The organism is Paenibacillus sp. FSL R7-277 (genome assembly GCF_000517965.1).
Taxonomy (GTDB): domain Bacteria; phylum Bacillota; class Bacilli; order Paenibacillales; family Paenibacillaceae; genus Paenibacillus_AQ; species Paenibacillus_AQ silagei.
In genome coordinates, this window is the sequence record NZ_ASPX01000069.1 from 93156 (window position 1) to 106492 (window position 13337).

Annotated in this window: 12 protein-coding genes; 9 read left to right on the forward strand and 3 right to left on the reverse strand. The window is 55.6% G+C overall.

The genetic code is table 11. From position 1 onward, the window contains the following. Positions 1-220 precede the first annotated feature (220 nt). Together C173_RS19650 and C173_RS19655 are read left to right on the forward strand one after the other, a co-directional pair. A complete protein-coding gene (locus C173_RS19650) occupies positions 221-1777 on the forward strand; it encodes a cobyric acid synthase (protein ID WP_036727912.1) in 1557 nt (518 codons plus the stop codon). 2 nt (positions 1778-1779) lie between these two features. Then, positions 1780-2106 carry a YnfA family protein gene (locus C173_RS19655; RefSeq protein WP_036727604.1) on the forward strand — a complete coding sequence of 109 codons (327 nt, stop codon included), beginning with the start codon at positions 1780-1782 and terminating at the stop codon, positions 2104-2106. Positions 2107-2574: 468 nt separating this feature from the next. Here C173_RS19655 and C173_RS19660 read toward each other — a convergent pair whose 3' ends face one another. Then, positions 2575-4185 (reverse strand): methyl-accepting chemotaxis protein, encoded by a 1611-nt coding sequence (locus C173_RS19660; RefSeq protein WP_235191958.1) that lies wholly within the window; start codon positions 4183-4185, stop codon positions 2575-2577. A gap of 379 nt (positions 4186-4564) precedes the next feature. Here C173_RS19660 and C173_RS19665 point away from each other — a divergent pair, with 379 nt between their 5' ends. Next, positions 4565-5272, forward strand: coding sequence for a queuosine precursor transporter (locus C173_RS19665; protein ID WP_036727608.1), 708 nt, complete (start codon positions 4565-4567; stop codon positions 5270-5272). 114 nt (positions 5273-5386) lie between these two features. On the opposite strand, the gene C173_RS19670 is transcribed toward C173_RS19665, so the two are convergent. Further along, positions 5387-6481, reverse strand: a complete 1095-nt coding sequence (locus C173_RS19670; RefSeq protein ID WP_036727914.1) for a M24 family metallopeptidase — start codon at positions 6479-6481, stop codon at positions 5387-5389. A gap of 174 nt (positions 6482-6655) precedes the next feature. On the opposite strand from C173_RS19670, the gene C173_RS19675 reads away from it, so the two are divergent. The 3 genes from C173_RS19675 to C173_RS19685 all read left to right on the forward strand — a co-directional run bounded on the left by C173_RS19675 (position 6656) and on the right by C173_RS19685 (position 9462). Next, positions 6656-7861 (forward strand): PQQ-dependent sugar dehydrogenase, encoded by a 1206-nt coding sequence (locus C173_RS19675; protein ID WP_081751247.1) that lies wholly within the window; start codon positions 6656-6658, stop codon positions 7859-7861. A gap of 135 nt (positions 7862-7996) precedes the next feature. Beyond that, positions 7997-8839: an SDR family oxidoreductase gene (locus C173_RS19680; protein WP_036727917.1), complete on the forward strand. Its 843-nt coding sequence runs from the start codon at positions 7997-7999 to the stop codon at positions 8837-8839. Between the two features lie 119 nt (positions 8840-8958). Continuing rightward, positions 8959-9462 carry a GNAT family N-acetyltransferase gene (locus tag C173_RS19685; RefSeq protein ID WP_036727609.1) on the forward strand — a complete coding sequence of 168 codons (504 nt, stop codon included), beginning with the start codon at positions 8959-8961 and terminating at the stop codon, positions 9460-9462. A gap of 19 nt (positions 9463-9481) precedes the next feature. Here the strand turns inward: C173_RS19685 and C173_RS19690 are convergent, their stop codons facing one another. Continuing rightward, the gene (locus C173_RS19690) at positions 9482-9835 is read right to left on the reverse strand and encodes a winged helix-turn-helix transcriptional regulator (protein WP_036727611.1); all 354 of its coding nucleotides are present in this window, start codon (positions 9833-9835) and stop codon (positions 9482-9484) included. 90 nt (positions 9836-9925) lie between these two features. On the opposite strand from C173_RS19690, the gene C173_RS19695 reads away from it, so the two are divergent. From C173_RS19695 to C173_RS19705, 3 genes are all read left to right on the forward strand, one after another. Further along, a complete protein-coding gene (locus C173_RS19695) occupies positions 9926-10186 on the forward strand; it encodes a YqkE family protein (RefSeq protein ID WP_036727612.1) in 261 nt (86 codons plus the stop codon). A gap of 362 nt (positions 10187-10548) precedes the next feature. Continuing rightward, the gene (locus C173_RS19700; RefSeq protein ID WP_036727919.1) at positions 10549-11988 is read left to right on the forward strand and encodes an RtcB family protein; all 1440 of its coding nucleotides are present in this window, start codon (positions 10549-10551) and stop codon (positions 11986-11988) included. Between the two features lie 2 nt (positions 11989-11990). Further along, on the forward strand, positions 11991-13277 hold the full coding sequence (locus C173_RS19705; RefSeq protein WP_036727614.1) for an ATP-binding protein: 1287 nt from the start codon (positions 11991-11993) through the stop codon (positions 13275-13277). Positions 13278-13337: the final 60 nt, after the last annotated feature.

Genomic DNA, 13337 nt, shown 5'->3' on the forward strand with positions numbered 1-13337 from the left:
CTAATCGCTGCTTCGCCCTGTCCTTGTGCGCCGCGCCGGCCCTACACCTATACGCCGCATCGCCCAGCGACCAACACCTGCGCCGCCACTAAGCGCCGGCAGCAGCAAGAAAGCGAGGAAGATGAAGATGGAAGATACAGCCTCATATATAGGCGCAATAGGCGCACTAGGCTCAGCCCGGTCAGCGGAAGCCGGGCCTCGGCGGCCCGGCGCCGTGCTGATGATCCAGGGGACAGCCTCCGATGTCGGCAAAAGCCTGGTCACTGCCGCCATCGGGCGGATTATGACCCGGGACGGCTACCGGACGGCCCCGTTCAAGTCGCAGAATATGGCGCTGAATTCCTATGTCACAGCGGACGGCAAGGAAATCGGCCGTGCCCAGGGGATGCAGGCGGAAGCCTTCGGCATTACGGCTACCAGCGATATGAATCCGATTCTGCTGAAGCCCTCCGGGGAGATGAGTGCGCAGATTGTCGTGCATGGGGTGCCGCATGCCGCCCTCAGCGCGAGGGAATACCGCGAGAAGTTCCTTCCCGAAGCTAAGTACACCGTAATGGATGCGCTCGGGAGGCTGCGGGAGGCTTATGATATTGTGCTGATGGAGGGTGCGGGCAGTCCGGCGGAAATCAATCTTAAAAGCCGGGATATCGTCAATATGAATCTGGCCGGATGGGCGGATGCGCCTGTGCTGCTGGTCGCCGACATTGACCGCGGCGGGGTCTTCGCCTTCATCGTCGGCACCCTGGAGCTGCTGGAGCCGCATGAACGCGCCCGGGTCAAGGGCTTCATCATCAATAAATTCCGCGGGGATGTCTCCCTGTTACAGCCTGGACTGGACTGGCTGGAGGAGCGCACAGGCATCCCGGTACTCGGGGTGCTGCCGTTCCTGCCGCAGCTGCGAATTGAGGCGGAGGATTCCGTAGTACTGGATGGAACGTCCGGCCGTCAGCGGGAGGATTCCGCGAAGGAGCTTGATATCGCGGTCATCCGTTATCCGCGGATCTCCAACTTCACCGATTTCGATCCGCTGGAGGAGGAGCCGGATACCGTCTTACGCTACGTGCAGTCGGCAGATGAGCTGGGAACGCCCGATGTAATTATCCTGCCGGGCACGAAGAACACCGCTGCTGACCTGCAATATCTGCGCGAGCAGGGTTTCCCTGCTGCAATCGAGCGTGCGCTGGAGCGGGGAACAGAGCAGCTTGCCGGAATCTGCGGCGGGTATCAGATGCTGGGCTTGAAGCTGCTGGATCCCCATGCCGTAGAGAGTGCGGAGCCGGGAGAGAGCGAGGGGCTGGGATATCTGCCGCTCTCGACAGCTTTTCTCCAGCACAAGACTACGGTGCGGGTGAGCGGCGGGCTGGCTGCGGATCATCCCCTGCGGTTAAGCACCACAGCCAATGGTGTAACACCGGAAGTTTTGCCTGTCGCTGGTTATGAGATACATATGGGAACAACCACGAACCACGATCCGTCTTCTGTACTCAGCCTGTTTACGCTGGCCGGACCGGAAGGACAGGCTGTGCCGGAGGGTTGGGGAACCTGGGACGGTAGAGTCTGGGGCAGCTATCTGCACGGGCTGTTCCATAACGATGCCCTGCGCCGGAGCTGGCTGAACGGACTGCGCAGCTCCAAGGGGCTGACACCGCTAACGGCGACCTTCTCGGCTGCCGAACTCCGTGAACAGGAATTTGACCGGCTGGCAGATGCTGTGGAGTCCCATTTGAATATGGCTGCGGTATATGCAACCATGGGTCTGCCTGGAGGGGGAGAATAGCCATGCTGCTTGCAGTGCTGCTGTTTGTTGTAGCTGGTCTCGCTGAGATCGGCGGCGGATACCTCGTCTGGCTCTGGCTGCGGGAATCGCGCCCGTTATGGTATGGATTAGCAGGCTCGGTTATCCTGATCGCCTATGGTATAATCCCGACCCTGCAGAAGTTTCCTTCGTTTGGCCGGGTATACGCCGCTTATGGCGGAGTATTCATCGTACTGGCTGTACTGTGGGGCTGGCTGGTGGACCGCAAGACGCCGGATCTCTACGACTGGATCGGGGCCGGCATCTGTGTCATCGGGGTATCCGTCATTTTATGGGCGCCAAGGCACTGAGCAACAACCTTCACTTTTCCAAAAAAAAGCAGTTCCAAAGGCCACATCGCCTCGGGAACTGCTTTTCTATTGTATTAGCTGGTCCGGCGGATTTCAAGCTCTGTATCAGCATCAGTATCAGCGTCAAAAATAGTTGGATTTTCGGCACTTGTTCATGCACCACCGGCACCTTACCAAGCAATAGTTGGAAAAAAGGCACTTAAAAAAGCTGGAATTACCGAAAAAAGAGAATTCATCCGAAAATAAGTTACACTTTTCCAACTAAAATCCTCTAACGATCCAAAATTTCCGAATTAAGATACAATTATCCAACTAAATCCTGCATCAAGCTAACGGCGGCAGCATTCACAGAGGTCGCAGGACTCCCAATAGTCCCAGCACGCCCTTCCACTAAACAAGATACCGTTTGAAAATCAATTCACAACTATAAGCGCTCCCGCTATCTCCACATGACCGCTCTTAGCACCCTCAAATCTTAAACTGCTGAGCGGCCTTCTGCAGCTTCACGGCCTGCTGGTAGAGGTGCTCGACAGTTAGGGCATGGCCCTCCAGCTCTTCATGCTGGCGTGCCGAGTTGTCGGCAAGCGTGTCTGCGTTCTGCTGCGACTTGGCGGTAATCTGCGCCGTTTCTTCTACAGAGGCACTGACTTCCTCGGTACCTGCTGAGATCTGCTGGGTTGCGGCAGAGACGGACTGGATGCTGTGATTGATGCTCTGAATGAGGATCAGCAGGTGGTTGAAGGCGTTGCCTGCTTCGACCACCTTATTCACTCCGGAAGCCACTTCAGCGTTGACATGATTCATTTCGGATACGGACTGGTTCATATCCTCCTGCAGACTCAGCAGGAATTCACGGATCTGCTCATTGGACTCCTTGGACTGCTCGGAGAGCTTGCGCACTTCTCCGGCCACCACAGCGAATCCGCGGCCATGCTCCCCGGCACGGGCAGCCTCAATGGAAGCATTGAGCGACAGCATCTGAATCTGCTTGGTAATCTCCGTAATCCCCTGCACGACTTCACCGATCATCAGCGAGCGTTCGTTCATCAAGCGGAACTGCTCCAGTGACTGTTCGGAGGCCTGCTCTACCTGGCGCATCTGCTCCACTGCACTCTGGGCAATATCATTGCCGCTCTGGGCTTCGGTGGAAGCCTCGCTGATCTGCTCGGTGACCTCACCGGCAGCGGAGGCAATATGCTGGATGCCCATATTGATCTCATCCATGGCGCGGGAGTTATCCATCGCGCTGCTGGCAATCATGGTACTGCCCTTGCCGATCTCTTCCACAGAGGCCGCTGAATGTTCAGCCATCTCATTAAGGATCTGGACACGCGTCTTCAGATCATTGGAATCGGCCACTACTGTCCCGGAGGTATCCAGCACATGTCCGATCATCTCCTTCAAGCGCTCACTCATGATGCGGAAGCTCTCGGAGAGCTGTCCGACTTCATCGGTACCCTTAAGCGTGAGTGCTTCAGTGAAGTCGCCGCCCGCCAGCTTGTTGCTGTAGGCCGCAAGCTTAGAGATCGGACGGGTGATTCTGCGGCTCATGAAGCCAGCGGCAGTGACGCCTACCACCAGCGCCAGCAGGGTAATTCCTGCGCTTGTCCACAGGATGCTGCTCATTTTGTCTTGGACGAAGTTCATATCGGCGCTTGCAGCTACAATCATGGTTGTTCCGGGAACACCGACATAGGCACTTTTATGTATACCGTGGCTATCACTATAGATTTCACTAAGCCCTGTCTTTCCTTTGGAGGCTTGCTCCATGGCAGGCGATACTTCTAAGGCTTCATCCGGCTGGAGCTTGGCGCCATGATCTGCGGTCAGGACAGTGGCCTGGCCATCCTTCAGATTGATGAGGAAGAGAGTATCCACATCCAGCTTTTTACGCTTGTCTTCCAAATAGAATTCGACATTGGTCCTGGCCTGCTCATTCTTGTTCAGGGTCTGCTGCGCACTGGTTGCATTCAGGTTCTTATAGGCATCCTGGGCGGCGGCACTCAGAGACTTGTCGATCTGCGGAATGACATAGCTGTTAATGGTGCCGATAGATATAATGTAGAAGCTGATACTCAACGTAAGAGAAGTGAGTAGCAAAACGACAAACAGCAACAGCGTAAATTTGCGACTAATTGATTTTTTGAAGCCAAACATGGCATTCGCTCCTTTTTACGTGAAATGCATCTTAATCTCCATATTCTATAGAATTAACCTCCGGTTGAATAGTGAAAATTTGCAATATACTGCATTATTTTCAGAAATAACTGAATATTTAATGACTCTATCACTATTTCGGCAAAAAGAAGCAACGAAATGCCGTTTTTCTGAAAATTTAAAATTTCATAGCATGTTAGCTTTGTATGTGATAGAGTAATAATGTTTTGTTTCTTGACTACTGCGATCCGCGGTTCGTAACCATCCCGCGTAACCAAAACTAGGAGGAATACCAGGCATTATGTTTAATTTGTTGTGGGGCGTTTGTTTTGTTGTCGTTAATTTTGTGTTTTTTCTGCTGTGCTACCGCTTATTCGGTAAAAAAGGGCTCTACGCCTGGGTCGGCATGGCGACCGTAGTCGCTAATATCCAGGTCGCCAAGACCATTGCGATGCCGTTCGATATCGTGATGACGCTGGGCAATACGATGTATGTTACGCTCTATATGACCAGTGACCTGCTCAATGAGCGGTACGGCCGGGCTGAAGCGCGGAGCGCTGTGTGGTTCGGCTTCTTCACACTGCTGATGACGACCGTCATTATGCAGATGGTGCTGGTGTTCAAGCCGCAGGAGACGGACATTGCCCAATCCGCGCTGCAGACGATATTCGGCCTGATGCCGAGACTGGCGCTGGGCAGTCTGACCGCTTATTGTATCAGCCAGTTCCTGGATGTACGGCTCTACGCCTGGATACGAAAATATTACGGCAGCTCTAAGCAGCTATGGATTCGCTCGAACGGCAGCACGATGATCAGCTCCTTTGTCGATACGCTGATCTTCTGTACGATTGCTTTTGCCGGAACCTATGACATGAAGGTGTGGACCGAGATTCTGCTGACCACCTACCTGTCCAAGTTCATCCTCACGGCCGCCGGCACGCCGGTGCTGTATCTGGGCCGTTCCTTCAAATTTGCCGAAGAAGAGCAGAAGCCTGTTATCCGGGAGTAAGTCTCCCCATTATAAAGCCCCAGCCCCGAAGATCGGGAGACTGGGGCTTTTGTGTGCCGTGATTTATAGTGGGCTCGCGCGCTAAGTTTGAGGCTTCCTGAACGCTCAGCAGAATTACAGGTTAAGCACTGTCCATTCTTTGGGGAAGCGGGTCAACGTCTGCGGACCTTCGGCGGTGACCAGCACATCATCCTCAATGCGCACACCGCCGAGGCCCGGCACATAAATCCCCGGCTCTACGGTGAAGACGTTGCCGTTCTGGATAATATCCGTATTCAGCCCGTGCAGCGAAGGATATTCATGGGTGTCCATGCCCAGCCCGTGTCCGACACGGTGCATGAAGTACTCCCCGTAACCTGCGGCGTCAATGACATCACGTGCCGCCTTGTCGACAGAACCGAAGGACGCTCCGGCCACGGAGGCGGCAATGCCCGCTTCATTGGCAGCAAGCACAGCACTATATATATCACGCAGTCTGCTGTCCACTTCACCTACAGCGAAGGTGCGGGTAATATCGGAAGCGTAGCCTCCGGCATACACACCGAGGTCGAACATAAGCAGATCGCCCGGCTGAATAAGGCGTTCGCCCGGTACGCCGTGTGGGAGGGCCGTTTTCGGACCGGACAGCACCATCGTGTCGAAGGAGGGGCCGGAGGCACCGGTTTTTTTCATCAGATACTCCAGCTCCGCTACCAGTTCAATCTCGCTGACTCCGGCTTTGACATGCTTCAGGCCCTGACGGAGAACCTCCTCGACCAGCTCAGCGGCATGCTTCATGACGCGCACTTCCTCCGGGGTCTTGACCGCGCGCATCGCCCGTAGCAGATGGCCGATATCCTGGTAGGAACCGGCGGCGACCGCTTCTGCGAGGAGTTCATACCGGCTGACGGAGAAGTGTTCCTTCTCGATGCCGATGCTGCCCGGACTAACATTGCCGAAACGTGACTTCAGCAGAGCGTACGGGTTGTCCGTGTCACTGTGTGTCAGAATCGTCTTCACCGAGGAGGCGGCATGCGCCGCTTCGGCGTCCAGCGCCGGAACGATCAGCACCGGGTTCTCGCCCCGGATCAGCAGCAGGCCCAGAAAACGTTCATGCGGGTTGCTGGCAAAGCCCGTCAAATAGTACACATGCTTGGGATCGGTTACGAGCAGGGCATCCAGGCTTGCGGCTGCCATGTCCTGCTCCAGTTGTTGCAGAGCTGCATTCATTTCATTAGTTCCCCTTTCATCTACACGCTTGAACAGCAATGTTCCCATTATAATTCATAAAAATGGATGCTGCACCTCCCGTTATCACTGCAGCCTCAGTCGTTTGAGGAAGAGAAGCACAGGGTAATAGTTGCCACAATCAGGATCTGATAATACTTGAAGGAGGTTAGGAATATGAATGGATCAAAAATAAGGTTACTCTCCCGGACCTGTCTGCTGCGTGTAACACTGGTCTTGCTGATAACGTTGCTGTCAGGCTGCACTTCCGCTGCACAGGAGGATAGTCTGCAGGAGAATGGGGCAGAAGGCAGTCCGCCGGTCAACGCCCAGCCTGATGAAGCTCCGGGTGTATCCCCGGATTTCCCCTATACTGCTGAGACTTTAGCCAGCGGACTGGAGGTTCCCTGGGAGATGGCGTTTGCAGCGGATGGACGAATTTTCATTACAGAGCGTTCCGGCAGCCTGCGTGTCATGGAGAACGGCAAGCTGCGCGATGCTCCGCTGCTGAAGCTCTCGGATCCTTTTGTCAGCAAGGGAGAAGGCGGGCTCTTGGGGCTTGCGCTGGATTCTGATTTTGAGCAGAATGGACGGGCTTATGTCTATCACACATACCGTACCGAAAAGGGCGAACCGGCGAACCGGGTGCTGCAGCTTCAGATTGGAAGCAGCTCAGCAGAGATCAGCCGGGTTCTGCTGGATCATATCCCGGGCGACACCAACCACAACGGCGGGCGGATCAAGATTGGCCCGGAAGGGAACTTGTACATCACCACAGGTGACCGCTATGATCCGGAGCTGGCGCAGGACAAGGATAATCTGGGCGGCAAAATCCTGCGGATTACGGCCAGCGGCTCCATCCCCGAAGACAACCCGTGGCCCGGATCGCCGGTCTACAGCATGGGTCACCGCAATGCCCAGGGGCTGGCCTGGCAGCCGGAGAGCGGGGCGCTCTACAGCTCCGAGCATGGGCAGTCCAATCACGATGAGCTGAATCTCATCAAGGCCGGAGCCAATTATGGCTGGCCGCTGATCGAAGGCGATGAGACCGGAGACGGCCAGCCGAAGCTGGTGACTCCGCTGGTCCACAGCGGAGAGGAGACCTGGGCTCCGTCAGGAATGACCTTCATTACGCAGGGACCCTGGGCCGGTGAGCTGCTGGTTGCCAATCTGGCCGGACAGCAGCTCCTAAGGGTATCGCTGCCGCCTGCGGGCGGAACGCCTTCCATTACCAGCCTGTTCAAGGAAAAGTACGGGCGAATCCGTAATGTGGCGGAAGGGCCGGATGGTACTCTGTACCTTATGACCAACAACCGCGACGGCAGAGGAGACCCGCAGGCGCAGGATGACCGGCTGATTGCGCTGCGTCCGGACTGGAAGTGAAGAATGGTCGTTTTTTGACTATGTTAACCCTCTGAAATGATGTAACATAACCTTAACTAGCATATACTTACTCGGATTAGGCCAGGCCGCTACAATTGCCTATAGGACCTATATGCAGGAGAGGGGAAGATGTCCATGCAAGGAAAAACGGTGCTGGTCACCGGTGCAAACTCCGGGATGGGGCTGGCTACAACCGTGGAAATGGCCCGCAGGGGAGCAACTGTCATTATGGCCTGCCGCAGCCTTAAGCGGGGGGAAGAGGCTCTTGCCGAAGCGGTGCGGCAGAGCGGCTCCAGCCAGATCCGGCTGATGCTGTGCGATCTCGCTTCCTTCGATAGCATTCGCGCTTTTGCCGGGGCGTTCACTGCCGAATATCCTGTGCTGGATGTTCTGATCAATAACGCAGGGGTGGTAGCGCTGAAGCGTGAGCTGACAGCAGATGGCTACGAGCTGGATCTGGGCGTGAATCATCTGGGGCACTTTCTGCTGACCCACCTGCTGCTGGATAACCTCAAGGCTGCTGAACAGGGGCGGATTGTTGTCGTGGCATCGGGAGCGTATAAAATCGGCAAGCTCTATCTGGAGGATCATACGCTGTCGCGCGGCTTCAATCCGGCCAAAGCGTACGGCCGCTCCAAGCTGGCGAATATTCTCTTCACCCGTGAGCTGGCTGCGTGCCTGAAGGGAACGCAGGTGACGGTGAACAGCCTGCATCCGGGTGCAGTGGGAACGAGCATCGGCGTGAACCGGGAGACGGGCTTCGGACGCCGGGTTCTGAAGCTGGTGTCCTACTTCTTCCTCACTCCAGAGCAGGGGGCGGATACGGCCATCTATCTGGCGACTGCACCGGAGCTGGACGGGGTAAGCGGGCAATATTATTACCGCCGCAAGATCAAGGAACTGACGCCACGGGCGGAGGATACAGAAGCGGCCGCACGATTATGGAAATGGAGTCTGGAACAGACCGGGCTTGAATAATGCTGTTTCAGTGAGGTTGCTTCAGCTTTACTGAAACTGTAGAACTGCTGCGTAATAAGACCGGCTTGGAGTATAATTACTCTACGGATGTTCATACCACAATTAGGAGGACGTACAGCATGGATTGGCAGGCTTACAGTATAGAGGATGCAGTAATAGAGGATTTGGAAGCAATTGTGGAGATCTATAATTCAACGGTTGCCGGAAGAGTGGTAACTGCGGATCTTGAACCGATAAGCGTAGAGGAGCGGGTGGGATGGTTCCATGAGCATAACAGCCATCACCGGCCGCTGTGGGTACTGAGACAGGGGGGCGAGATCGCCGCCTGGTTCAGCTTCCAGTCGTTCTACGGACGTCCGGCTTACAATGGAACAGCAGAGATTAGTGTCTATGTAAATGAGAAATTCCGCGGCAGCGGTGCGGGAAGTATTCTGCTGGCCAAGGCGGTGGAGGAATGTCCGCGCCTTGGGCTGCAGAATCTGGTCGGGTTCGTATTCGGCCATAACGAGCCCAGTCTTGCTCTGCTGCGGAAGTTCGAATTCAAGGAGTGGGGGCTTTTGCCGGGAGTCGCGGTGCTTGACGGCATCCCGCGCGATCTGGTCATCATCGGCCGCAAGCTGTAAATATATAAATCGACAGGCCTTATTGAGGTTGCGGAGGAGCGCTGAAGGCGGAACGGCATTCCTCTTCCGTAATCCAGGATTCCGACCAGACCTGGAGATCGCGGATGACGGATTCCAGCGCCCGGCCTTTGCCTGTAAGCGAATACTGGATGCGGACGGGGGTCTCAGGGAACACCTCGCGCAGCACGATGCCTTCCTGCTCCAGCTCCTTCAGCCGTTCGGACAGCAGCCGGCCGCTGACAGGCAGCGAGGACTCAATTTCCCCGAAGCGCTGGGGACCCTGCAAAAGCTGATAGATGATTAAGCCCGTCCAGCGTCTGCCGATAATATCCATGCTTTTTTGTAATCTTGGACATAACTCTGTGGATTTCATTAGGCTCACCTCTTATTGTACATTATAAACGAAAAGCCCCGTGCCTAAAACAAATTTGAAGGATTATAGCCGCATGAAAGGATGATTCCCATGGCAAAAAAGAAAAAAAACACACCGGCCCCGCGCCCTGCGGCAACGGATGCTCCGGCAACCCTGAAGGATATGCTGAGCGGCGAGGTTCTGGAGAAGCTAAAGGCGCAGTCCGATGCGCTCAAGGCAGAAGAACGGGACAAGAAGGAGGCTGTCCTAAAGGCAGCCGAGGATAAGCGCAAGGCGGAGCAGAAGCGGCTGGAGAATGATTTCGGCCATCTGCTGGAGAACAGCAATCAGGACTGGTCCAAATTTAAGTAAAATAATTTTTTACCAGAATAAGGGTTGACAATGTGCTGCAAGGCCATATATTATTGGGTTTATCATTTAGAGAAGGGAGGCTGATGGATCATGATTGGAACAAATGAACGGAACAGACAGCAGGATCACCTGACAACCGCATATGTACGATCTGATCTCATCGCCTTCGTCCGGAAGACATAATGCGCAGGGTATTGCTGCTGATGTCTGAACTGAATACGGGTGTGCTTTGAACGGGTGCAAGCTTCAACGGGAAGCTGCACTTAGCGCGCCGGGAGCCGCATGATCAGAACTGGTCTGCGGCTCTTTTTTGTGTACCTGGAAACCCAACCTGAGAGGAAATGAAAATAGATATGAATAGCATGAAGCAACAAGCGGAAGAGATGTCCCGCTATAAACATGAGGTGGCCCTTCCGGGCGGCGACCTCAAAATCTACGCCAGTGAGCAATTGTTCGGCACGCTGGATTACAAGGTCCTGGAGATGGCTAATAACAATCTGCAGATACCAAATATCGAATATATGAGCTATACCCCGGATGTGCATGTAGGCGTCGGAACCTGTATCGGCACTACGGCTGTATGGGATGCCGAATCAGGCTATGTGTCGCCGTCCATTGTGGGCAGCGACATCGGCTGCGGGATGCGCGTGCATCTGACCAACCTGCACGTGGATGATCTGCGAGAAGTGAAGCTGCGCCGCAAGCTGGTCCGGGCCATTGAGCGGTATCTGCCGATGGAGGCCCAGCAGCGCGGCCACTACAGCGATATCCGGCTGGAGAATATCGTACGCAAGGGACTGCACGGCCTGCCGAACAAATATATCCCGGACAGTTATACGCCGAAGAAATCAAGTGCGCTTTCCCACGTGGAGATCAGCAAGCTGGGCTTCGACGAAGAGATTCTGAATGAGCTGCCGGACATGGCCTGGCACCGGGGCCACCGCCAGCTCGGAACTCTTGGCGGCGGCAACCATTTCGTCGAGATTCAGGCGATTGAGATCGCGGAGGAGCAGCGGGAAGTGGCGGAAGCCTGGGGGCTTCAGGACGGGCAGATTGTCGTCATGATCCTCTCCGGATCACGGGCCTGGGGCGGCATGGTCAATCAATTCTGTACCCCGGCCTTCGCCAAGGTCATGGGCCAGCTGGGGCTGGGCAGCGCCGACCCGCGCTTGATCTATGCGCCTCTGGCGCATCCGCAGGCGCAGCGCTATGTTAATCTGATGTACTCGGCGCTGAACTATGCGGTAGTGAACCGTCACCTGATTGCTTATGGAGTCCGTGAGGGCTTCCGAGACGTCTTCGGCCCGAAGTGCGAGCTGCGAACCCTTTACGATCTGATGCACAATTATGCCTGGGAAGAGAAGACTTCCGCAGGCAGCAAGTTCGTCCACCGCAAAGGGGCCACCCGCGCTCTGCCTGCGGAGCATGCGGATAATCCGCGCCCTTATGCGGGGACCGGACATCCGGCGCTGATTCCCGGCTCGATGGGTACGGCCTCTTATATCATGGTCGGCCAGCCCGGAGGGGAAGAGAATTATTATTCCATCTGCCATGGTGCAGGACGTATCCGCTCCCGCTCGGCCACGAAGCGGCTGGTGAGTGTCCAGGAATTCTCCCGGTCGATGAAGGTGGGAACGGAAGACGAGATTGTCGTGAACCAGCATTCCCTGGAATCTATCATTGACGAATCCCCCCAAGCCTATAAGAATGTAGATGAGATCATAGAAAGCGTTACGGGGGCCGGCCTGGCTGCCGTTGTGGCCAAATGCAAGCCGCTCGCAGCGATAAAGGGGACGAAATAAGGATGGAGCAGGAGAACAAGAAACCGGCTGTAATCTATGAATATGATGAAGAGAGAGCCGGCATTATCAAAGGCTACGATGTGTATGCCCGCCTGGTGGACGGTATCCTTGAAGCCCTCTACACCCGGTACGGTGTCCGTTACGAGCTGTATGCCAGCGATGACCCCAACAGCGAATACTGGAAGCTGCTAGAGAACGATGTGCAGAGCGGGAATGCCGGTGTGGAGCATGTGGCGCGGATTTTTGACCGTCTGGAGGACCGGACCTTCGTGTTCGATGATGAGAAGGAGCAGCCGGAGTACCATATCCATCTGTCGGTGCGCAATAATGTGCTCGCTTATCCGGCGATGGGCATTGCGCTGGCGCGGGTTCCGGTGTTTCAGGAGAACGGCATTAACTTTCAGGATTATGTATTTGCCGCATCGGATCAGCAGCTGCAGTTCTTCCTTGGTAATGTGCGCAAGCGTCAGCGGGAGCAGAATATCAACAAGGTGACGGTGTTCACCGACCGGCGCAACGGGATCTCCCGTGAGGATGAGCCGATTACGCGTGCGGTTAGGCGTGAAGAGGTGATTTTGGACGCCGGTATCAAAAAAGAGATCTACCGCTCGCTCGATCAGTTCTTCGACAGCGACCGCAGCTTCTATGTGACCTATGATATCCCGTACAAGCGGGGGATTCTGCTCTACGGGCATCCGGGCAACGGCAAGACCACCCTGGTCAAATCCATTGCCGGAAGCGTGCCGGGACCGGTGCTCTATTGGCAGATTACGGAGTATACGAGCAGCGAATCGGTGAATGAGGTGTTCGAGGCTGCGGCCCGGCTGGCGCCGATGGTGCTGGTGATCGAGGATATTGATTCCATGCCGCAGGAGGTGCGCTCCTTCTTCCTCAACACGCTGGACGGGGCCACCTCCAAGGAGGGGATCTTCCTGATCGGCACGACCAATTACCCTGACAAAATCGACCCGGGTCTCATGAACCGCGCCGGGCGCTTCGACCGGGCCTATGAGATCAAGATGCCAAGCGAGGCGTTACGCCTTGAATATCTGCAGCTGCGCGGCTTCTCCGCCTTCGCAGGTGAGGAAGGCACGGCCACTGCTGCGCGTCTGACCGGGGATTTCTCCCTGACCCAGCTCGGCGAGCTGTATGTCAGTGCCGCACTGGAGTGGCATGAGAACGGCACGGCAGATGTGGAGCTTCTTGTGCGCGGCATGCGCGGCGAGCTGGACAAGGGCCGCAAACGGGAATGGATGAAGGATGCATCGTCCAGCATCGGCTTTTATTGAGTAAAATACGTGGAGAGCAGGCTGCCAGCGCGAATGAGGCTGGGGAATGAATCGCCAGAG

Coding starts and splice junctions, on each gene's coding strand:
- C173_RS19650 (WP_036727912.1), top strand. CDS start 221: ATGATCCAGGGGACAGCCTCCGATGTCGGCAAAAGCCTGGTCACTGCC.
- C173_RS19655 (WP_036727604.1), top strand. CDS start 1,780: ATGCTGCTTGCAGTGCTGCTGTTTGTTGTAGCTGGTCTCGCTGAGATC.
- C173_RS19665 (WP_036727608.1), top strand. CDS start 4,565: ATGTTTAATTTGTTGTGGGGCGTTTGTTTTGTTGTCGTTAATTTTGTG.
- C173_RS19670 (WP_036727914.1), bottom strand. CDS start 6,481: ATGAATGCAGCTCTGCAACAACTGGAGCAGGACATGGCAGCCGCAAGC.
- C173_RS19675 (WP_081751247.1), top strand. CDS start 6,656: ATGAATGGATCAAAAATAAGGTTACTCTCCCGGACCTGTCTGCTGCGT.
- C173_RS19680 (WP_036727917.1), top strand. CDS start 7,997: ATGCAAGGAAAAACGGTGCTGGTCACCGGTGCAAACTCCGGGATGGGG.
- C173_RS19685 (WP_036727609.1), top strand. CDS start 8,959: ATGGATTGGCAGGCTTACAGTATAGAGGATGCAGTAATAGAGGATTTG.
- C173_RS19690 (WP_036727611.1), bottom strand. CDS start 9,835: ATGAAATCCACAGAGTTATGTCCAAGATTACAAAAAAGCATGGATATT.
- C173_RS19695 (WP_036727612.1), top strand. CDS start 9,926: ATGGCAAAAAAGAAAAAAAACACACCGGCCCCGCGCCCTGCGGCAACG.
- C173_RS19700 (WP_036727919.1), top strand. CDS start 10,549: ATGAAGCAACAAGCGGAAGAGATGTCCCGCTATAAACATGAGGTGGCC.
- C173_RS19705 (WP_036727614.1), top strand. CDS start 11,991: ATGGAGCAGGAGAACAAGAAACCGGCTGTAATCTATGAATATGATGAA.